Here is a 21,444-nt window from a genome sequence, read left to right on the forward strand (position 1 = left end):
TGACGGCCATCAACTTGGGGGCGGCCTTGAGCAGCGGCACCACCTCGGTGTCCCAGACCTCGCCGAACGGATCGGCTCGGGAGCGCCAGTAGCGCCGAGGGTTCTGTGAGGGTAGCGTCGTCGTGCTCTCGATGCGTCTCGCGCTGCGCACGCTGATGCCGGCCTTGGCTGCGGCCAACTCCTGAGACTTCGTCTTGCGGGTGTTCATGTAGAGGCGTACCTGCTGATCGGTGATTCGAGGACCTGACACGGGACCGACCTCTTCTTGAGACCTGAACCCGTCATCGTGAACCCCGCCCAATCCGGCGCCGCCGGTGGCTCGTCGTCTACGGCGGCTACGCCGCCTCCGACTCCTCACCACCGGCCATCATGGTTGTCGTTCAACCGGACAAGAAGAGTGTCGCCGTCCAGCAGCGTGCGACGCCGCGCCTGCTCCGGGGTGCGCCGGTCGACGAAGACATGCTCGAGCTTCCTCCAGCGCCGGAGGGCGAGGAAATCATGTTCGACTATGCAGCGACCGGGCTGACGTTGCGCCGGCATCCGCTGGCCTTGCTCCGGCCGGCGTTATCGAAACGGGGACTGATGTCGGCGGCCGACCTGCACGACCTGCCCAACGGCAAGGAAGTCAGCTATTGCGGCCTCGTGACCCTGCGGCAGCAGCCGGACACAGCCAAGGGAGTGATCTTCGTCTCGCTCGAAGACGAGACCGGGGTCGTGCAGGTCATCGCGTGGCGGAGCTTGCGGGAAACGCAGCGCCAGGAGTTGCTCAATGCGAGGCTGCTGGCCGTACACGGGACTTGGCAGCGCGAGGGCGAACTGCGCAGCTTGGTCGCGGAGCGGCTTGAGGACCTGACGCCGATGCTCGGCAGGCTGGCGACAGTGTCGAGGGATTTTCACTAGAGGCCGGTCCGGACGGCGCCAGAACGGACCGGGGAAGCAGCACCTCGGCATCGGTCGTGGGCACGAGATTCCAGATTGCTGTTGGCGATGGGGTTCGGGTCGGCGTGAACCGCGCCGTTTGAGGAGGCTCCTTCGATTGAGAACGGAGCCAAGAGAAGAAACTCACCGAAGGTTTCCTCCGGGGTCCTGGATCGCGCGGTGCGCGTGGCCGATGACGCCCGAAGGACCAGTATCCGTCGCAGTGGGCGGCGATCGAATCGATCGCCGGCAAGATTGGCCGCACCGGCGAGACGCTGTGCAAGTGAGCGCGCCAGGGCGAACTCGACAGCGGCGCACGGCCACGACCGACCACCGTCGCACAGCAGCGCATCAAGGACCTCAAGCGTGAATCGCGGACCTGCGGGTCTATGGTGCCGACGACACGCACCGATCAGGACTGGCAACGAACCTGCAAGATCCCTTATACGCTGGTGCCAACCCGCACGGCTACGAAACCATTGTCCAGAACGGCGAATGACACCTCGTCTCCCGCCTGCAAGCCAAGGCGATCGCGAATCTCTCGGGGAATGGTTATCCGCCCTGAACTCGTCAACGTGCAGTGGTGCCCCGTTTTTCGTTCTGGAACTGCATCCCCGTGTATCAGGTCGCGCAGTCGCTTGTAGGCCTGCGTTTCCTGATCACGGTGAACAAGCTCGCGGATGTATTCGCTGGTGTTGACACAACCGCCGCGAGCGACGCGGCCATGAATGTAGTCGCGGAAGGGCTCCGACATGATGATGCGCAGGGTTCGTTGGCTCATCGCACTTCCTTGACGTTGTCAGAACGGTCGCCGAATGAATCGCCCCCAACGAGACGCAACAACGGACAGATGTCGCACGTTCGCACGGAGGCGGAATCACGAAGTGAGGCCAAAGGACTGCTGCGCGGGGGCCGTGCACCTCTTGCTTCCCGTCGGAAGCAGCCCGTGCTTCGCAGCATGTTGGACGACGAAGGCATCGCGACGTTCACCGACGGCCCTTGCGGGCTTTCTTTGCAGGGGCATTTCTCTTGGTGCCTGCGGGAACAACTTCTGCAGGGCGCATGTTCGCGAGGCGTCCGTCAGAATGGTTATTCCTCGCGGCGGCGACGGCGGCCTGCGGCGGCGACTTTGCATCTTCGTGCTGATTAGCGTGGCGATCCAGATAGGCTTGGACGGCAGATGCCCGGATTTGGGGATATTCACTGTCGATCGTCATGACTTCGCCCAACTGGCCTGATTTGCAGAGCTTCGACAATAAGGATCGGGAAGTCTTGAGCCTCCAGGCAGCCTGCGATGGCGTCAGCCATTCATCCTGCGTCGCACCTTGCGCCGCGATCGGGGACGCCTGGGCGCTACCCATCTCATCCCTGGCCAGCTTGGCAATCAAAGCCATGCGAAGTGCTCGTCCCTCAATGGTGCGAGCCCCCAGAGACTCGTCGAGCACCGTGGTAGCCATGAGAGCGACGTGAAGGACGATTAAATTATCGACCGCCGGCGCCGCCGCGCCGTCGAGAGTGCTTGGCGCCGTGAAGGAGTTTTTATTCAGGAGTCCGCGCTCACCCAGTCTTTGTGCCACGGCCAGACCGATGTCGACCGCGAGCGTAATGAGTGGGGTATCCAAAGGCGAGCCTTGGGCTGCGTCGTCTGCCTTGGCGATGTCCTGGGCGTGTGGCATTGGCTCTCCTGGATTCGAACGAAAAAAGCAACTCGGAAAGGCGAAAGGCCCATAGCTTTTCAGCGGCTCAACGCGCGTCTGACTGCCTTGAGGTGGTCGGGTGTCACTCGGACGTCGACGTCGCAAAGAACAATCGATCCGTCTTCAATTCGCCCCACGGTGGATATGACGTGATCGCACCCGATCATCCGGTCTGATGCAGAGCACGTCGTTGATGTTGAGGAAGACCAGGGACGCATGGGATCAGCTTTCAATCAAAGCGAAATAAAGACGTACCGCGGTGTCCTAGGACCTTAGCCGTGGATCGTGCCCACCAAGTGGGACTTAGCGGCCGCCAGCACCGCATCAGGATCTCTCGCGACGACTAGCCGAGGGCGCCGACTGTTCAGCGCCGAATTGGTCGACTCGAACCAAGACGCAATTTTGAAAGCCGAGAAGTCAGTCAGAACGCGGAGGATTTCCTGGACGGCCGGCAGGGGTTGCCAAGTTGCGTCGAAGGCGTAGGCCGGATACAGCTTCGTGCCTCGATGGTCGATCCCGAAGATGCGACCGTTCGCCTGCCAACGATTCACTGTCGAGCGCACATTGACGACTGTCGGATTGACGAGACGCCCGATCTCGGCGCCGGTCAGCCACTGGGTACCCTTCATGACGGCTTCGATCGCGCGCCGTTCAAGCTCTACTCGACTGGCCACGGGGCGTTGCGGCTCGATTAGATTCACCATCTCCTGCAGCGATTTGCGCTCCAGTTCGGAGGCCACCGTGAATAGTCGCATCGTCATGCGTTCGTGCACGGGTACGCGTTGAGCCGCTTCCTCGCGAACAATCTCGTGCATGATGAGGCGGCATGCCTCGCGCAGAGACGCGACTCGAGCGACAAGTGCCTCCATCTCGCTCGCTTCCTGGGCGGACGGCCCCGCGGCCAGGTTCCTGCGACGGGACCGTTCAGCGCCGCGCCGCGCAGTTGAAGCGTCGTCGTGCACTTTTGTTTCCTTGCGCATGGCTGGAAGTTCAACGCTGCTTTACCGCGCTCAGTCCGATCCGTGGCCACCGCATCTTCAGAATTCCTCAGAACGACGGCCCCGTCCAGGCGGCACGTGCGCCGCGCACACCGTCAAGTAGTAGCCGTCGTAAGGCTTGGTTTCCGCCGGCGCTCCGCAGACCATGCAGGTCGTACACGTTTTTGCTTCCGCCTGGTCGAGGATCGCGTCGATGCGATCCGCCACAGAATCTCCTTTCTTCGTCGCCTTCTTGAACACAGAATGGCCCCCTTCGCCATCGCTCAGGTCGATGACGAGCCGCTTTGACGTTCCAAGGCGAAAGTAGAAACGGGCGGAGCCGTATTTCTCCTTCACTTGCCTCCAAAAGAAACCGCGCTTGTTCTCGCCGAGCACCTTGTCGATCTGCTCGCACGCCTCCACGAAGATCGGAAGCCACCCGTCGTAGTACTCCATGCTGATCGCCTGGCCCTCGAACATGTAGGGGAACCGCGCCTTCAGTTGTTCAACCGATGTCATTGGATTTCCTTGCATTGAGAAAGCTGCTTTGCGGGCACGGCCTACGAGGCCCGCACCGTCGGTCCTCGTTCAGTGAATCGAACCCCTGCATCCAAAACATGGCGGCCAGCAAGGATCTGCACTTCTCACAATGCAGCATGTGCGGATCGGCGCTTTCCTTCCACTGCCCTGGCGTTGCCTGCGCCCCGCCGCTCAGGTCTTCGGTCGTCAGCCACGCCATTGCACTGCGCAGCGCGATGCACGAGCAGTCGTGATACGTGAACCTGATCAACATCTCTCGTTCTCCCGGCATCTGGCAGCGCGCCGCTTTAATGACCGCGACGGAGTTACCGTGGCGGCTCGTCGCTGATCCACCAGCACAGTGGCTCGTCGTTCTTGACGGCGGCTTCCATCTGCCAGGGCTCGGGGTAGTGCCTCAGGATGTGTCGGGCGATCTCCCGCAGTCTCTTGGGTACGTGCCCGCCCCAAAGCTCCTTGTGCTTTGCAGGCTGGAATGCGAGTTCCCTGAGCAACTCGCCAGCAAAATCGAGTGCCCTCCGTCTTTCGTATGGCAGCGTCATGGCGCTCTCCCTTTCAGCTTGTTCGACTGTCGTTCTGTGCTGCTTTCGCGAGCTTGGCCACGCGGGCCATCCGGGTTCCTTTGGCGGCCGCGCATCGACGCAATTCATCCGTGATCTTGAGTCGACCAGCTTCAGAGCCGAGCATTTCGAGCGGGATCCCTCCAAGGGACCGGTCGTTGCTTCGCAGCCATCTGGATGCATCGCCTTCGGTCTTGAACACTCGCTTCGCTTCACGTGCAATGGAATGTTCGGCCTCGAAGAGTTCGACGATCCGTTCGGGGTTGCCTGTCGTGAACAATAGTTCAATCGGTAGTCGATAGCCAACCGCTGGATGCTCGGTCTCAAGCCAGGCGTGCAGATAGCCCATATGGTCGAGGCTCACGCCTTCCGAGGACATTTCCGCGCCGATCCGTTCTGCGACGGCCACCAATCGGCCAACCGCTTCGTCCTGTTGTGGGGTGTCCTCCGTTTCTCTGACCATCCAGATGTGCATGCTTCTCTGGTCATCTGCCGCATCTTTCAGCTCAAGCCAACTGGGGTAGTGCCGCAGGGCTTCTTCGGCCTCGGACACGAGACGGTTGGGCAACTGCGCGCCCCACCTCTCCCTGTGCATGGTGGGCTTGACGATGTTCAAGAGGAGCTCCCCGGCTCTGCAGAATGCGTCCATTCGTTGATGTGGCATGGTCATGCGTGGATCCTCGAAGAAAGGAATTCGGTAGCGGCCGAATAGGCCATCGTCAATGCAGCATGGGACCCGCCACGTCGTCGTGACCGATCACGTCCGCCCCTGCGTCTTTCGTGTGGCATCGTCATAAGTGCTTTTTCCTTTCAGGTCACTCGATCGCCAAGCACCTCGGTGATCGGCGAAGAGGGAGGCCTTGTCATCGCCATACGAGGTCCTTGCCTTGGGGTTTGCAACGCAGTCGACTGGGTGGTGTCACCGCGCCGACCCGCCACTGGCGATTCGACGCAACTCGGCAATGACCCTCTGCTGCCCACCATCGGTGCCGAGGATCTCGAGCGGAATGGCGCCCAGCGAGCGATGGCCTATGCGCAGCCAGCAATAGGCCTCGCTGACGCTGCGAAACACCCGTCTTGCTTCGCGCGTCACGGCGTACTCGGCCACGAAGAGGCAGACGAACATTTCGGGATCGCTGGTCTTGTCCAGAAGCTCGGCCGGCGCGCGATAGGCAAGCGCGGGGTGCTCGTTAGCGAGCCACGACTGCAGGAACGTGTCGCCGTCGAATGGCAGGTTGTCGGACGCCGTGTCGGCAGCAACTCGCCCTGCGGCCTCCTGCAGGCACGCAAACACGTCGTCCTGCTGGTCGATGCCGCGAACCTTTTCCCTGACCATCCACGTGTGCATGCTTCTCTGTCCATCCGCCGCCCATTCGAGCTCCAGGGAGCTGGGGTAGTCACGCAGCGTCAACTGGGCCTCGTGCACCAGGCGCTGAGGTAGCTCGGCGCCCCACGTCTGAATGTGTTGGTCGGTCTTTGCGATGTCCCGCAGGACTTCGCCGACACGGAGAAACGCCTTCATTCGTTCTTGCGGCAAGGTCATGGGGATGTACCTCGAAGTTGGAGGGTGGGATTCGGCGGCGCGTTCGACCCTAATGCAGCGTGGGGCCAGGGGCACCGGGCTCATCACAGATGACGTCCGCGGGCAGGTCAGACATCCTCAGCTGCAGTCGCCCGCTCTGGACCGCGCGTGAGGCACTGTCCTGGACGACCTGGTAGATCTCGCGCGCGCTCAGGTGCGCGAGCTTGTGCGACAGCGCGCGCTCGGGTGTCGCGAACTCCACGACGCCCAGTTTCTGGACGGCCCTCCTTGCCACCGCATGAGCGATACGCAGCGCGTCTTCGCCGCGCGGCGGCAGGATGACGAACTCGCGAAATCGCGTGCGCAGCGATGCCGACACCTTGTCTGTGTCGTTCGACGTCGCGATATAGATCGCGAGGCTCGCATCGAAGGTGATGTCCAGGCCGGCATCACGCACGGCACAGGCGGTCACCGGTTCCAGCAGCGTGTGCAGCGGTCCGACGGGATCGTATTGGCTTGCTCGCGGCGCCTTGTCGAGCTCGTCGATCAAGAAGATCGGGTTGGCGACAGTCCCGTAGACGATCTCCTCGAAGACGATCCCGCACCCGGCCGTGCCCCAGTGGCGCTCGGTCCCGAGCCAAAGTGCCGATGCCTGGGCGTTGTCCATCGACTGGACTCTGATCGGCGCGCCCAAGGCTTCGGCCAGATCCTTGGTGTAGTGGGTCTTGCCGACGCCCGGTGGGCCGCTCAAAAGGATCGGCGGAATCGCCAGGGGCCGCACACTGTGCAATGACGCCGCCACGCGGCTCGCCACGAAGTCGGTCACCGCCCGCAAGTGTGGGTGCGCCTCCTTGAGCCACTCCAAGGAGTAGGCCCACAGTGTGGGCTCGCGTGCCGGACTGGCGACGCGGCGGTAGGCGCCGCCCGCCGCGATCTTTCGCAGCTCTTCGATTTCGTGCTTGCGATGGTCCGCGTCGCGCGTCGCTTGCGCCCGTGCGGCGGCGTCCAACAGTTCCTGCCCCCGGAGCACCTGGAACATCTGTGGCGGAAAACCAATCTCCGGAGGCCTCTCGAAATCGGCGATGAACGCGGCCACGTCGTCCGCATTCCTTTCCTTTGCAAAGAGGCGCTTCTTGGCAGTCGATTGGTCGTCGACTGCCTCGAACGCCTCCTTGACGGTCAAGGCTTCGCGTTTTTCTTCCTCCGCTTGCCTTCGCTCCTGCGCTCGTCGGAGGTTCTCTTCCCGCACCGACGCGATGATCGAAGTGGGCAACAGAAGGTCGAGCGACATCCATGAGCACTTCGCATAGCCGGCCGACAGCAGTTGTTCGGTGGCGTGATTGCGTTCGCCCGTCATGCTGAGTCGGCCCCTCGCCGCATTGCGATGAATTCGCGAGTGCGGCAGATACCTCTCGTCGCGAGCTTCGCGATCAAGATGTAGGCCAAGCCGAGTCGGCCTTGCCTGTCCAAAGTCTGGCCCGCAAGTGCCATTGTGCTGACCAGCCTCGCCTCCGCTTTCACTTCAGGCCTCATTGCCATGCTTACCTTCCTTGCCCCCCTTTCGGGATGGGGCCACACTCGCGACGAGTTAATGTCTTTCCGCCAAGAATTCGCCGCTCCAGGCCAATGTCTCGAGTGCTCTCGCCGAACACTGCGAAATGGCGAGGCGTTCGCCATTGTCGAAGGTGCGATTTTCGCACTTTATCTCTCTGCTGACAAGGTGCCCGTCGAACAGAAGCGGACCCATGAAGCGATCAACCTACAGCCGAGAGAATCAGGTCATGGCAGAGATCTTGAGAGAGTGGCGCCAGGCTGCCGGATTGACCCAAAAGCAGATCGGCGAACTTGCGTACCTTCGCAAGAGCGATGTGACGAAGGTTGAGACTGGCGTTCGGATGCTCAATTATTTCGAGCTCCGCAGATGGTTGGCAGTACTCGGCCTGGACATACCGATCTTCGATGCCGAGTTTCAGCATCGCATCCAAGGTCCGCTGCACCCCCTTGTTCACGATCCACGAGCCTAGCGGTTCTAGGCGAACTTCCCGCATTACGTGCGTGCGATTGCTAATTCGGCTTGATCCTGTAAATCGCGCGAGCCGAACAGAAGCTTTTGCGAATGTCGGGTGGGAACGCGGCGGAGCGACTTGCGCGAGCGACGGTTGAGCAGGCTGGCATGCGTGGATTGGCTACCGACATGGTGTATTCGTCGCGGGGCTGCCAGCTTTCTAGAATCTGAGATTTGGTCACTTGCGTGGCTGCACAAAAGCATGCGCGAGGATTCCCCAGTGACCGCGGCTGCGCCGCGTTCCCGATCTGGCCTCAAGGGGGTGTTCGATAGACGCCTCCCTGGTGGTATGTGCCACTGTCATCTCGCGGGACCACGTCGAAGACGCGATGGCCGATGGCCCACATGAAGCCCGAGAGTTCGCGCGCGATGGCCACGACGAACTTGTTACGGGACTCGCGCCGCGCGGCCGGCACCAGAGGGGCGGGCGCAGTCGCTACCAGGACGTCGAGGCGATTTCAGTCGCAGCCAGGTCAGATTCGACTGGCGCATCGCGATGTCTGCACTCCGTCGAGCAGGATAGCGGTGCAGGTGTGTCACCTCCGCCAGGATCTTCGCGCCGTCGAGTTGCCGGCCTTGGTAACGGCGCTCTGACGGCGCCGTGCTGAGCCGTGGACGCGGCCCGATTGGGCTCGGTAAGGGCCAGTTATCGCCCCGAACACTGCGAGCGCCCTGGGGCGCTTGCACGCACCCTGTCGGGGTGGCGGAGACCCACCGGCGTCACTTTCTGCACATCACAACGCCCAAGGTGCGGCGTGCAGCTCTCAAGCCATCTCTCCGCGCGCGATAGCGAGAAGCTGCCGCTCGTCCTCTTTGGCGTCCTCTCGGCCACGCCCGGACGTCAAGCCCTCTTCAATGAGCGCCCGAAGTCGTTGAATGGCGACCTCTCGCCTCGTATGTCGGCTGCGTTCGCCGAGGCTTCTGCGTTCGAAAGATTCTTGGCCAAGCGGTTGCTCGTTGCTTCTCGGCGGTGGGCGCATGCAACCGAAGATCGCAAAAACTGACGACGCCTGTCAACTGGGCCGAAGAAATCGGCCGTCGAGCCATTCCTTGGCCCGCTGCGGTGGTTCGCGGCCCTTCCAGAACCGGCTTTGAAGAAGCACCAGTTCAGAAAGCACAGTAAAGGCCAGCCATCATGCTGATAGCAGGCCTTTTTCTTCGAAATGCGCAAGTCGGCCAAATCTGAGCAAGCTTAAACGAGCTTTTCGGCTTGCTGGCGTTGTTCTCAGCACCCGTCGGCGATCCGACGTAGGCACAGTCCGTACGTGACCGAAACCTTTTCCCGGCTGTTCCGGCATTTTTTGACCGAGGAGAAATTCCGGAAACACGAGCGCATTTCGAGCAAGAATTGCCGGAATTTACACAATTCCATAACAAAAAATTAAGTGGAGCTTAGCAGGCCTATGTACCTCGTGAACGCGCGCGAAGGACCAGAAGACGGCTTCAGCCGGCGACCGGTTGCCGAATTACGCTGTCCTAACGAGACGCAGTCAATTGACGCATCTCTCCGGAAGATGGCGGAAGATCTTCGGCCTCGGCAAACTTCCCGGCAACAGGCGGGCCACCTTGCCAATCAGTCTCCGTGATGTGTTGCGACGGTGCAACGCCTTCGCTTCAACTGCTGGCGGTCAATCCGTCGCTGTCGCTGCATTTTTATCAAAGCGCCAATAAACGTGGGCTAGCTCCGCGGAATTGGCGCAGGCCGCCGTAAGGTCTTGTCGCAAAAGGGAATTCGGCGACCAAGTTCGATTGGCATTCATTTTCTGCACTTTAGCCAAAATCAAATTAGGGCAGAAAGCCAATAATTCCAAAGTCCGCCGACTAGCGTTAACCCTAGTCGGCGCTATCGCAACGCAAAGCTGGATTTTTGCCTCGGTTCAGGACAGACTTGAATCCGAATACACCCACCAATCCCCTCCTCTACCGCAAATGCCATGGCCGAAGAACGAAATGAAGACAACCTTCCGCTCTACCCGACCAACAACCTGATTGGCCAACTCTTAGCTCGCCCCAGACCAAAGCGCCGGTACTTCACCACCTCGCTGTATCCTGTGTACTCTTTCAAAATGCACGAAAGAATTTACCTTTACAGCGAGCAGCGCTATGTCCTCTGGACAAGAATCGAATTCGACAAAGAGATCACCAAATTTAACTTCGAGCCACCCTCCATCTTCAGACCAGACGGAAGCGAGGGTAGCTTTAGAGCGGCGGCAGTATCGCTAAACGAATTCGGAGTTTTTACAATTCATTTTACCAAGCAATATCCATCACCAAGTACCCTCAACGAGCAAGAATGGGTCGCCAAGTTGGATATTAACATTCGTGAGTGGAGCGATTTCGAACTCGACCGAAAAAGCCCAGCACAGCAAAGTAGAGAGAAGCTGCTTCGTTACCTCTGTGTGCCGGGGTATTCGCCAGACGTTCAACTGGAGAAAGCGATAACACGTGCGTTTAAACTGGCAAAAAGGCGAGACTTGGACGAAATTATCCGCCTTTTCCCCCAAATCGACCCAACGCAAATAAAAGCGTCACTCGCGCACATGTTGTACATGCGCAAGCTGTATGCGGACATTAATGTGCGAACTTTCAGCCCTCTCACGGCCTTTTCAACGGAGAACATGTTCTCGAAATGAATCGCGAAATCATTACCGAAATACTCCGAGCCTGGCCTCGCGCTGAGTTACTAGGGCTCGATGGTGACGGCGCGGCTCGCTACAACCGCATCCAAGCTGCATTTCAATGTTACGCATCCGGCGGTACAACTATGCGAGCTGCCGCTCTGGCGCAAGTATCTCGCACCCGCTTTGGCGAATTTATCGTTCGCGCGCGAACTATTGTCAACGGCTCATATTTTGGCCATCGCGTTGGCTTATCACGCCAGAGACTCTCCAGCGAAAACAAGGTAAGAGAATCGCTTCCGAGTGACGAGAAAAAAAGGAAAAAAAGCAAAGCCAAAGGAACCAGTGGTGTTTTCAAGCGCTTTAGCAGAGATCACCCCGACTTGGTTCGAATTATTGATGACTTAGTGATCCACGGTAAGGCTCCCGGCGGTAAAAAAATCGACGGCCCAATACCGGATGCGATCATCTACTCCATTTTTGTCAACGCGTCCACCAACGGAGGAATCCGTGCCCCCGAATTTCCTTTCAATTCGAAAAAGGACAGAGGGGAAAGGACCGTTCGTCGATATATTGCGAAGCTTCGAAGCGCAAAAGCATCCAGGTTACAGGCATCAAAAGACGGATTCGAAAAGCAATATTCAAGGACCACCAAAGACATCGACGATGTATATTCTCAGGTCGAATGCGACGGCTACTCGCTTGATGTCGATTATTACATCGAAATCCCCGGGCGAATTCCAGGCACCGTGACGCGAATTCCGGCGAAGCGAATCTGGATAATAGCGGTTGTTGAACGAGTCACGCAAGTCGTGTTGGGGTATTCAATTGCGCTCGGAGACAATTATTCTTCATCTGACGTCCTTCGAGCCGTGCGTCACTGTTTGGTTCCGTGGGCGAAACGTGATTTAGATCTACCCGGCGTCGGGTATGAAGAAGGCGAAGTCTTTCCTTCTAGTATTCCCGGTCTAGACTTCGTCTGCTTCGACGAGTTTCACGTGGACAACGCGAAGGCAAATCTCTCGAACTTGACGCTATCGACTCTCGAAAATGCAGTGAACGCCGTTCCGGTATTCGGGCCGGTTTCATCTCCCAATTATCGCGCATCGGTGGAGGGTCTTTATTCTTTGCTTCAGAAAGTCGCTTTTGATCACTGGAAGAACAGAAAGGTACTCAGTCTCGATCGTGTGGAGGACGCAGTGGACCTTCTCTTGGCCGCACACAACAATTGCAGAGCCGAAGGGTACAACTGCACTCGCGTCGAACTACTACGTCAACTTGCGGCAAGTCGCGGCTGCGAGCTGCGGCGAGTCTCGCTTGACCATCGTCAGACGGTCCTAAAACACGACCTTTTCGATACGGTTCTCGTCGGCGTTGATGACGGCAAGCCGTTGGTCCGTTGGCAGAGCGCCCGCTACTACGGCGCCTGTCTGAATCGAACGCCTTCAATTGTCGGGAAGGAAGCAATCGCCATGACTTCTGCCAGCGATCCGAGGGTCCTCGAACTTGTCCTCCTCGAAACCGGTGAGATTCTGGGAGAAGTCAAAATCGAAAAACGCTGGAGCTACGCAGCCCACAGCCTGGCAACTCGCAGCTGGGCGAATTCGGACCCGGAAATCAAAACCCTTGCTGATCGAGCTGCCGATATTACCAGAGCTCTGCTGCTCTATGCTGCGCGGCCGGCTAAATCTGCTCCTGAGGCGCGAAAAAAGGCGGTCATCGGGCGCGCTGCGAAAAATAATACTTTGGCCCCTTCTGATCAACCCCGGCAGAGTGACTCGCCAACTAGGAATCGAGGCAAAGCGTCAGTGCCGGCTGACATCGATGATTTTCTTGCCAACTTGGGACCCGTATGATATCAGATGTAATTAAACGCCGTAGAAAAATCGCGAAAATATGCGGAGACATTATGGATGGCATCGCCTTTCACTTAAAAACAGGGCCAGCTGAAGAACTGTTCAAAGTCATTTTGAGCTGGTTAACGCGCGGTAATAAGGGGGGAATGATCACTGGTCTACCGCGACTCGGGAAAACCTGCGCTGTCAAATGGTGTGTCAAGGCGATTGGAAAATTCTACGGTTGCTCAATCCCATATCTTCATGTGCCTATGCGCCTGCAAGAGTTTGCCGGAGAGAAAGATTTTTTTCAGCACATTTTGGTTGTGGGAAAGCATCGCGATGCCATGAAAGGTACTCGGTACGAAAAAAGAGACAGGCTATCGGAAATGTTGATTCTTATGGCTCAGAGATGTCCTTTGCGCATGGTAGTTATTTCATTCGATGAAGCGCAGTCATTCAAACTCATGCATTGGCAGTGGATTTTAAACATTTCGAACGAGGCAATTGAAAAGAAGATTCGAGTGTTTTTTATATTTCTCGGTCAACCTGAGCTTCTGGCCGCGAAACAGAAATTGATTGACGGATCACAGGGGCAAATTGTGGATCGCTTTCTCTCTTCGGAGACCACTTTTTCTGGCATTGAAAGCTTGGACGATTTTCGCATATGCCTAAAGGGGTTCAACGACGTCATATATCCTGTTCGTGAGAGGCAACCGCTTGTCGCTCATTTTGTTTCAGACCCCTCGTTTAGGTTAGAGGATTATGCAGAGACTATGTGGAATATTTTTCAAGAAATTTGGATTGAAGGGCGAAATGATCATTCGGAATCGACGACTGTGCCCATGCATCACGTAGCTGCGGCGACAACACAATTTCTAACCGCGCTATCAAATTCGGTAGAGGACATAAAGACAGCAGCCGCCGAGCTGGCAGCAATTGCTGTGGAAGACTGCGGCTATAAGGAGTTTGTTATCATGAAAAATCGGATGGGATTTCAGATCGATTATGCAGCAACGGAAGGCAGTAAGTAATGTGGGTAAATTGGCTTCCAGGCACGCTGCGCCCGTACGAGTCGGAGTCGTCTCTGGCCGCAAAATTGGCCATATCAAATTTCGTGAAGCCGAAGATCTATCGAGACTTCCTACTGACGACGGACTGCGTGGCTCTTTCGAAGGCTCTCGGAGAGCGAAAGGAAATTCTCGAAAGCCTCCGAGATGCACCTCTTCCGTTCGTCGAAGACGTAGATCGTAATGTACACGCGAATACAAAGGAGCGGAGCCGAATTGCCTGTCGTGTTTGCCAAATCTGTTTGGCGAAGAATTATCATTCGTGGTTGCACACTGTCCCGTGGCTTGAGAATTGTTTCATCCACAGAGCACAGCAGCTTCAAATAGCAAGAATCGACGCAATAAAACGAGATGACGTTTGGATGATGGATTTTTTCTGGCGCCATTTGAGGTCGCAGGGCGCTTCACTATCCAACGGTGGGTTTGCACTTCTTTCAAAATCGGAAGCATCTCGGTCTTTTAACAAGATGATGCGCTCGGTAGTCAATCCCGTTCGACCTTCTTTGATATTGTCTCACGATCCTTTGGCATTGAGAGCGTCATGTGGAATCGAGGGCTATTTCCGTGATCGGATTGATAATATTTCTAGTAAACTCTCGCTGCGTGAGTCTGCAGAATTTTCAAGCTCAGCCACGATGGAGAAGCACTTGCTGAACTATGGCCGAAATCCAACGGCAATGGACCCCCAAGGCACTGTTCAAAGAATGCTTGAAAGAATGTCTGTCGGCCACACAAAATGTCTTGAAGAACGTGGCAAATTGGGCGATAAATATGAGGTTAGTGTGAGAGACGTCCTGCTTAAGGCAACGGAGAATAAGAAGAGTGCACGTCAACATCTTGGGTGCAAGCGTATTCACACCATCGCCATTTTCAAGCTTCTCCTGGAGAGATACAGGGAGCGGGCCGAACATGAGGCCGCAACTCCGAGAATGAGCGTTGCTGGCCGCCCGTTGTCGCGGTCAAGTCTGGAATTTGAGCCCGAGAGTCCGGCCACTCTCGCCGTCACTGATTCTCTAGTTCTAGACTTTCAGACGCGACTACACGAAGCTGAATGGATCCTCTTTCGTTGGGAACAACGAATTAAGCACGAGCAGAAACCCCAAGTGCTCGCCGACGCACTACTTCGCCTGACGTCGCTAACCGTCATCTACCGGTCCGCGGGGAGTTTGCTCGACATAGAGTATTGGTCTCGAACGGCCGCTACTCCTCCTCCTTGGGATTCATATGGCAGGGAGCGCAACCATGCTAGCGGCGTCCGGCTCGCGGCTCTGAGGGAAATCCAACGACAGCCGCCGGCACCGCCTTCCGTTTTTGCGCGCGCTTCGGTACCGCTGTTGAACGACCTGCAGAGATCGGCTGTTGTTGACAGCCTGGGCCAGTCTCCTGAACTTGAACCTCCGTGAGCGCAGATCGATTTGCGGCGGGCGAGCGCGGCCGCCTCGGCGGCGTTCGGTCGCGGGTAGCTCGCCTTGGACCTGCAGATGGAAACCATATGCTGTCGGGCGAAGCGCCTAGTGTGCCTTCGCTGAAGAATGCAAGCAAAATCCTGTCACCTCTCGTGCCAATGATCTTTCTGTCCGCTTTATGGAAATGCTAGGAAAATCAATGACTTAGCGGCTTCCGACTGCCAACAGAATGGTGTCGCCGCGAGCCTAGCACCTACCCCTTGATCGGCAAGCCTTGACTACGGTCATTTCGCCTGGGACCGTCGGCAGCGGACTGCGTTCACCCGCGATTCACGAACCCCCAGAAGAATCGCCGGCCGCAGCGGCGCTCAAGCTTCGGGCGAGCTGTCGAATCGTCCACTCCTTCAATTCATTGCGCTGCCCGAGCTTTGGGCGGCGCCGATGCAGTTATCGTTCAGCCTGCGTTCTGCAGCTTGAGTGCCTGGACGCCTGCCAGCGATCGTCACATCGTCCGGATTGCGACGTGCATGGACAATGAACAGAAACGACCAAAACGAAAGGGGCCCGCGCAAGTGCAATTCATCAACATCCTCCGAACGCCACGCAGTGCGACCTCCTGGCTTGCACGACGGCGGCCATCGCGGGTCGCCCTTCTGCCTATCGCCCTGCTGGCCATGGCATGCAAGCCGGCACTGGCGGAATCGACGATCGATCTGGATCTCTACAAGCAGCCAGCCTGGGAGCTGGTCGTCGGTCCCTATGCGTTGCACTGGAGCAATTCGGACGAGCACACCTATGTCGTCCTGCTGGGAATCGAGCGCGCGGAAGCAGACGGTTGGATCTGGGGTCTCTCGGCCTTCAGGAACTCTTTCGGACAGCCCTCTGCCTACGCCTACTACGGCTACAGATGGGACAACCTGTTCGGCAATCCGGCGCTGTATTTCAAGCTGTCCGGCGGCATCATCTACGGCTACAAGGACCAGTACGAAGACAAGGTGCCGTTCAATCACAACGGCTTCGGCTTGGGCATCATTCCCGCCATCGGCTATCGATTCACGTCTGTCGACGCGGTGCAAGTCGGGGCGCTCGGAACGGCGGGTCTCATCTTCACGTACAACCGTCGCTTCTGATGGGTTGATGGATGTCCGGAGCGCGTTGTACAACCCAGCACTCGAGTCGTTGTCGGCCTGTTGCGAGCCGAGGCGGCCGTTATGATCGGCAGGCACTCCGTTCGTTCAGGTTTGGGACAGGTGGGCGTCATAGCATCCCGGCATGCTGACACAGCGCCCCTGTCAACGCCTCACCGGGCCCTGCCCCAGGGGGAATCCCGTCCTGGTACTGCACTCAGCAGTCCAGCCGTTTCTGTCGGACTCGGCATCGCGCCGCTGAGCTTCGTTGAAATGAGGCGGCAGCGGCTTCGGTCGCGCGGGGACGTAGTGCGCCAATGACACCCCCGGCGTCTTCATGAATCATCAGATGGATCAAGGTAGAAATCTCGTCAGCAGCGAACGTCCGTTGCCTTCCGGCTTGCTGGCGTTCCTGCTGGCGGTGCTGGCCGCGGTATGGTTCGGTTCGCTGGCGACGCGCTCGCTGATCGGTCCCGACGAAGGCCGGTACGCGAGTCTCGCATGGGAAATGCTGCGCAGCGGCGACTGGGTCACGCCGAGACTGAACGGGCTCCTCTACTTCGAGAAGCCGCCCCTGCAGTATTGGCTCAGCGCGTTCTTCCTTCACCTGTTCGGCTTCAACGACTTCGCCGCGCGCCTGTGGCCTGCGCTGGCCGGCTTTCTCACGGTGCTCGTGGTCGGCGGGACGGCCTGGCGCTTGTGGGGAAGGGAAACCGGCATCCGCAGCCTGGCCATCGCCGCATCGATGACCTGGGTGTTTGGCAATTCGCATTACCTGACACTCGATGCCAGCCTCACGCTGTTCCTCACGATTGCGTTGTGCGCCGTGCTCGTGGCCGAGCACGCATCCGCCACGGCGCCCGAACGCAGGAACTGGATCTGGGTCGCCTGGGCCGCGATGGCTGGCGCCGTGCTCAGCAAGGGCCTCGTGGGCATCCTGATTCCGGGTGCCACATTGGTGCTCACCTGCATCTGGCGCCGGGATTTCAGTCTTTGGCGCGGGATGCACTGGGTGTCGGGACTATTGATCTTCCTGCTCCTGGCTGCGCCGTGGTTCGTGCTGGTCTCCATGCGCAACCCGGGCTTTGCCCAGTTCTTCTTCATTCACGAACACTTTGCGCGCTACCTGACCAGCGTCCACAACCGCGAAGGCGAGTGGTGGTATTACCTGCCGTTTATCCTCGGCGGGATGTTTCCGTGGACCAGCGCCCTGCCGTGGCTGTGGCCTCGACGCGCGGCTTCCGGCCCGGCTTCGGGCATCGCACCGCGCGACATCCTGATTGTCTATTCGGCCTTCGTGTTGCTGTTCTTCAGCGCCAGTGGGTCAAAGCTGCCCTCCTACATCCTGCCGATGTTCCCGGCTCTGGCACTTCTCGTCGGGCTGCGGCTTCAGCACGTCAGTTTGCGCGCGCTGCGCCGTCACCTGCTGGCGATCGTCGCGGTCTGGGCGATCGTGCTGATCGCCGCGACCCAAAGTTCGAGGATCACATCGCACTCCACGCCCCCCGAGGTCTACGCCCAGTTGGGCGCCGGAGTCCGCTGGGCTGCAGTGACCTTCCTGTCGTTCGCGGCTTTCGCCTGGTGGTTGCTTCGACGGCGTGGCGTCACCCTTGCGGTCGCGACGGTGGCGCTCGGTCATGTCATGAGCGTGGCTGTCGTGATGGCTGCGCACAATCCCTTCGGTTTGCTCAAGAGTTCGGCCCCTTTCGTGTCGGCGGTGGAGCCCATACTTCAATCGGGAGCGCCGATGTTCGCCGTCCGTGCGTATGACCAGACACTGCCCTTCTATCTGCGGCGCAACGTCACGCTCGTGGACTACGAAGACGAGTTCGCCATGGGGCAGGGGCTGGAGCCCGCGCTGTCGATCGCCTCGCTCGACGATTTCATCGCTCGCTGGCAGTCGCTTCCGCAGGCCGTGGCCTACCTGGACTTTCCGAGTTTCGGCGAGTTGCGCGACCGCGGCGTGCCAATGCGTGTCATCTATCAGGACTCCCGGCGAGTTGTGGTATCCAAACAATGAAAAACACCGATCCGAGCCCATCGGCTTTCCTCCCCTTCACCCGCCCTGCGATCGACGAACGCACCATCGCGGAAGTCGCCGACGTGCTGCGTTCCGGGTGGCTCACCACAGGCCCGAAATGCCAGGCGCTCGAAGCCGCCCTGTCCGAGCGCTGCGCCGGGCGGCCCGTGCGTCTGGTCAACTCCGGGACGGCCTCTCTCGAACTGGCCCTGCGGCTGTGCGACGTCGGTCCCGGCGACCAGGTCATCACCACGCCGCTGAGCTGGGTCGCGACCGCCAACGTGGTGCTGGCCGTCGGCGCCACGCCGGTCTTTGTCGATGCCGATCCGGCCACGCGCAACATCGACCTCGATCGCATCGAAACGGCCATCACGCCGCGGACGAAGGCGCTGATTCCGGTTGACCTCGCCGGCTTGCCGGTCGACCGCACGCGGCTCTACGGCATCGCCGGTGCACATGGCCTGCGAGTCGTCGAGGACGCCGCGCAATCGTTCGGCGCGCAATGGGGCGGGCGCGCCATCGGCAGCTTCGGCGACCTGGTGTCCTTCAGCTTTCATGCCAACAAGAACTTCACCTCCGGTGAAGGCGGTTGCCTCGTGCTGAACGACGAAGATGAGGCGCGGCGCTTCGAGCTGCTGCGTCTGCAGGGCGTCCAGCGCCTGGCTGGCGGCGAGATGGATGTCGAAGCCTGGGGCGCCAAGGCCAACCTGACCGACATCGCCGCCGCGATCGGCCTGGGCCAGTTGCGCAGCATCGATGCGTCCAACGCCCGCCGCCGTCGCCTCGCCCAGCGCTATTTCGAACGCTGGGACCGCACGCTTGGATTCGACCTGCCGCCCGACGATGCCGAGCAGCACGGCAACTGGCACATGTTCCAGCCGCTGCTGCCGCGCGACGTCGCCCCGGCGCGCGGGGACTTCATCGCCGCCATGAAAGACCTGGGCATCGGCGTCGGCGTGCACTATCCCGCGATGCACCTGTTCTCGATGTTCCGGGCCATGGGGTACGCCCGCGGCGACTTCCCGGTGGCCGAGGACATCGGCGCACGCACGATCACGCTGCCACTCTTTCCGGCCATGACGGACGCCGACGTCGACCGTGTCTGCGACGCCATGGCCGCGGTGCTGGCAACCTTGCGGAGGGCTTGAGCATGCCGGTCCTGAAGGCGGTTCCCCATCACGAACCCGCGGCCGAACTTCCGCCCGACGCGCCCGTGTTGAGCGTCGTGATTCCGGTCTACAACGAGGAGCAGGGATTGGCGGCCCTGTTCGCCCGCCTCTATCCCGCGCTCGATGCGCTGGGGATTTCCTACGAGGTGATCTTCATCAACGACGGCAGCCGCGACCGCTCCGCCGCGCTGCTCGCCGCGCAGTTCGAGCGCCGTCCCGATGTGACCCGGGTGATCCTCTTCAACGGCAACTTCGGGCAGCATCGGGCGATCCTCGCGGGCTTCGAGCATTGCCTCGGAGAGCGCATCGTCACCCTCGATGCCGACCTGCAGAATCCGCCCGAGGACATCCGCCTGCTGCTCGACGCCATGGACCAGGGCCATGACTGCGTGGGCTCGATCCGGCGCGACCGCCAGGACTCAACCTGGCGCCGCTGGGCATCACGGGCCATGAATCGCCTGCGCCATCGGCTCACCGGCATCGTGATGACCGACCACGGGTCGATGCTTCGCGCCTACAGCCGCAATGTCGTGCAACTCATCAACCAGTGCAACGAGATGAACACCTTCATCCCTGCGCTGGCGCTGCAGTTCTCGCGCAACCCGACCGAAGTGGAGGTCAGTCACGAGGAGCGGCATGCCGGGGAGTCCAAGTACTCGTTCTACAGCCTGGTGCGGCTCAACTTCGACCTGGTGACCGGCTTCTCGCTGGTGCCGCTGCAGGCCTTCTCGCTGCTCGGGATCCTGGTGTCCTTGCTGTCGGCCCTGCTGTTCGTCGTGCTCGCCACGCGACGGCTGATCATGGGCCCCGAGGTGGGCGGCGTCTTCACGCTCTTCGCCCTGCTCTTCCTGCTTGTGGGGCTGGCCCTCTTCGGCATCGGCCTGCTGGGCGAATACGTCGGGCGCATCTACCAGGAAGTCCGCGCGCGGCCGCGCTACGTCATCAACGCCGTCCTCGAGCGCAAGCGGTCATGAAGCCCGACCTGCCCGCCCGAGCGATCGTCTTCGCCTACCACGACGTCGGCGTGCGCTGCCTGCGGGTGCTGCTCGACGCGGGGGTCGAGGTGCCGCTGGTCGTGACGCATGCCGACGCCGCCAGCGAGAACATCTGGTTCGGCAGCGTGGCCGAGGTCGCGGCGCTGCACGGACTCCGGTGCGTGACGCCCGCCGACCCGCACCTGCCCGAACTGCTCGCGGAGGCCGGGGCGGCGAAGCCCGACTTCCTGTTTTCCTTCTACTACCGGCACATGCTGAAGACGCCGTGGCTGCAGCTGCCGCGCGTCGGCGCCTTCAACATGCACGGTTCGCTGCTGCCGCAGTACCGCGGGCGCGTGCCGGTGAACTGGGCTGTCATCGAAGGCGCGACCCAGACCGGCGCCACGCTGCATCGGATGAACGAAAAGCCCGACAACGGTGCCATCGTCGACCAGTGCGCCGTGCCGATCCTGATCGACGACACCGCCCACGAGGTCTTCGCCAAGGTCGTGGTCGCGGCGGAGATCGTGCTTGCGCGCAGCCTGCCGCGAATGCTCGCCGGAACGGCCACGGAGACCGCGCAGGACCTCTCCCAAGGCCGTTACTTCGGCGGCCGCAAGCCGGAAGACGGTCGGATCCCCGTTACCGCGACCGCCCGGCAGATCCACAATCTCGTGCGCGCGCTTGCTCCGCCCTACCCCGGCGCCTTCTTCCACGTCGGCGGAAAACGGGTGCGCATCGATCGCACCCGCCTCGTCGAGCGGCAACTGGATGCACCGGGCTCCGGTCTCCGGTTCATCACCGACGCGGGCGCGCTCTGGCTGCTGGCAGCCGATGGCAGCACACTCGAAGTCCTGGCCGCGCAAAGCGATGCCGGCCCGATCGATGCCTTCGGTCTCGAACACCACTTCGGCGGGCGTTGCGTGCCCATCGACAATTGATCAACTCC

General features: G+C 59.9%; 18 protein-coding genes and 2 pseudogenes. 11 read left to right on the forward strand and 9 right to left on the reverse strand.

Annotation, left to right across the window (positions count from 1 at the left end; translation table 11 throughout):
• Positions 1-250: pseudogene (locus ACSFBL_RS27990) on the reverse strand (IS21 family transposase); the annotation flags it as partial.
• A gap of 164 nt (positions 251-414) precedes the next feature.
• On the opposite strand from ACSFBL_RS27990, the pseudogene ACSFBL_RS27995 reads away from it, so the two are divergent.
• Positions 415-900 (forward strand): annotated as a pseudogene (locus ACSFBL_RS27995) (OB-fold nucleic acid binding domain-containing protein); the annotation flags it as partial.
• 460 nt (positions 901-1,360) lie between these two features.
• On the opposite strand, the gene ACSFBL_RS28000 reads toward ACSFBL_RS27995, so the two are convergent.
• The 8 genes from ACSFBL_RS28000 to ACSFBL_RS28035 all read right to left on the reverse strand — a co-directional run bounded on the left by ACSFBL_RS28000 (position 1,361) and on the right by ACSFBL_RS28035 (position 7,307).
• Positions 1,361-1,699 carry an AbrB/MazE/SpoVT family DNA-binding domain-containing protein gene (locus tag ACSFBL_RS28000; protein ID WP_435519090.1) on the reverse strand — a complete coding sequence of 113 codons (339 nt, stop codon included), beginning with the start codon at positions 1,697-1,699 and terminating at the stop codon, positions 1,361-1,363.
• A 205-nt stretch (positions 1,700-1,904) separates the two neighbouring features.
• Entirely contained in the window at positions 1,905-2,594 is a 690-nt protein-coding gene (locus tag ACSFBL_RS28005) for a hypothetical protein (protein WP_435519091.1), read from the reverse strand.
• 293 nt (positions 2,595-2,887) lie between these two features.
• On the reverse strand, positions 2,888-3,595 hold the full coding sequence (locus ACSFBL_RS28010; protein WP_435519092.1) for a hypothetical protein: 708 nt from the start codon (positions 3,593-3,595) through the stop codon (positions 2,888-2,890).
• A 57-nt stretch (positions 3,596-3,652) separates the two neighbouring features.
• Positions 3,653-4,111 (reverse strand): hypothetical protein, encoded by a 459-nt coding sequence (locus ACSFBL_RS28015; RefSeq protein ID WP_435519093.1) that lies wholly within the window; start codon positions 4,109-4,111, stop codon positions 3,653-3,655.
• A gap of 326 nt (positions 4,112-4,437) precedes the next feature.
• Positions 4,438-4,671 carry a BPSL0761 family protein gene (locus ACSFBL_RS28020; protein ID WP_435519094.1) on the reverse strand — a complete coding sequence of 78 codons (234 nt, stop codon included), beginning with the start codon at positions 4,669-4,671 and terminating at the stop codon, positions 4,438-4,440.
• Between the two features lie 13 nt (positions 4,672-4,684).
• On the reverse strand, positions 4,685-5,305 hold the full coding sequence (locus ACSFBL_RS28025) for an antitoxin Xre/MbcA/ParS toxin-binding domain-containing protein (RefSeq protein ID WP_435519095.1): 621 nt from the start codon (positions 5,303-5,305) through the stop codon (positions 4,685-4,687).
• A 303-nt stretch (positions 5,306-5,608) separates the two neighbouring features.
• Complete coding sequence (locus ACSFBL_RS28030; protein WP_435519096.1) at positions 5,609-6,232, reverse strand: BPSL0761 family protein; 624 nt, start codon at positions 6,230-6,232, stop codon at positions 5,609-5,611.
• A gap of 49 nt (positions 6,233-6,281) precedes the next feature.
• Positions 6,282-7,307 carry an AAA family ATPase gene (locus tag ACSFBL_RS28035; protein ID WP_435519097.1) on the reverse strand — a complete coding sequence of 342 codons (1,026 nt, stop codon included), beginning with the start codon at positions 7,305-7,307 and terminating at the stop codon, positions 6,282-6,284.
• A gap of 685 nt (positions 7,308-7,992) precedes the next feature.
• Between ACSFBL_RS28035 and ACSFBL_RS28040 the strand changes: the two genes are divergently transcribed.
• From ACSFBL_RS28040 to ACSFBL_RS28085, 10 genes are all read left to right on the forward strand, one after another.
• A complete protein-coding gene (locus ACSFBL_RS28040) occupies positions 7,993-8,235 on the forward strand; it encodes a helix-turn-helix domain-containing protein (protein ID WP_435519217.1) in 243 nt (80 codons plus the stop codon).
• Positions 8,236-10,210: 1,975 nt separating this feature from the next.
• A complete protein-coding gene (locus ACSFBL_RS28045; protein WP_435519098.1) occupies positions 10,211-10,909 on the forward strand; it encodes a hypothetical protein in 699 nt (232 codons plus the stop codon).
• Positions 10,906-12,750 carry a hypothetical protein gene (locus ACSFBL_RS28050; protein ID WP_435519099.1) on the forward strand — a complete coding sequence of 615 codons (1,845 nt, stop codon included), beginning with the start codon at positions 10,906-10,908 and terminating at the stop codon, positions 12,748-12,750. Before ACSFBL_RS28045 ends, ACSFBL_RS28050 begins: the two co-directional genes overlap by 4 nt.
• Positions 12,751-12,803: 53 nt before the next feature.
• Complete coding sequence (locus tag ACSFBL_RS28055; protein ID WP_435519100.1) at positions 12,804-13,763, forward strand: ATP-binding protein; 960 nt, start codon at positions 12,804-12,806, stop codon at positions 13,761-13,763.
• A 398-nt stretch (positions 13,764-14,161) separates the two neighbouring features.
• Positions 14,162-15,202 (forward strand): hypothetical protein, encoded by a 1,041-nt coding sequence (locus ACSFBL_RS28060; RefSeq protein ID WP_435519101.1) that lies wholly within the window; start codon positions 14,162-14,164, stop codon positions 15,200-15,202.
• 575 nt (positions 15,203-15,777) lie between these two features.
• Positions 15,778-16,335 carry an ABC transporter ATP-binding protein gene (locus ACSFBL_RS28065; RefSeq protein ID WP_435519102.1) on the forward strand — a complete coding sequence of 186 codons (558 nt, stop codon included), beginning with the start codon at positions 15,778-15,780 and terminating at the stop codon, positions 16,333-16,335.
• A gap of 346 nt (positions 16,336-16,681) precedes the next feature.
• Positions 16,682-18,352, forward strand: a complete 1,671-nt coding sequence (locus ACSFBL_RS28070; RefSeq protein WP_435519103.1) for a glycosyltransferase family 39 protein — start codon at positions 16,682-16,684, stop codon at positions 18,350-18,352.
• Complete coding sequence (locus tag ACSFBL_RS28075; RefSeq protein ID WP_435519104.1) at positions 18,349-19,500, forward strand: DegT/DnrJ/EryC1/StrS family aminotransferase; 1,152 nt, start codon at positions 18,349-18,351, stop codon at positions 19,498-19,500. Before ACSFBL_RS28070 ends, ACSFBL_RS28075 begins: the two co-directional genes overlap by 4 nt.
• Positions 19,501-19,502: 2 nt before the next feature.
• On the forward strand, positions 19,503-20,495 hold the full coding sequence (locus tag ACSFBL_RS28080; RefSeq protein WP_435519105.1) for a glycosyltransferase: 993 nt from the start codon (positions 19,503-19,505) through the stop codon (positions 20,493-20,495).
• Entirely contained in the window at positions 20,492-21,436 is a 945-nt protein-coding gene (locus ACSFBL_RS28085) for a formyltransferase (RefSeq protein ID WP_435519106.1), read from the forward strand. The genes ACSFBL_RS28080 and ACSFBL_RS28085 overlap by 4 nt, the downstream gene beginning before the upstream one ends.
• The last annotated feature ends 8 nt before the right edge of the window (positions 21,437-21,444 follow it).

It is taken from the genome of Variovorax glacialis (assembly GCF_051216375.1).
Classification (GTDB): Bacteria; Pseudomonadota; Gammaproteobacteria; order Burkholderiales; family Burkholderiaceae_C; genus Variovorax.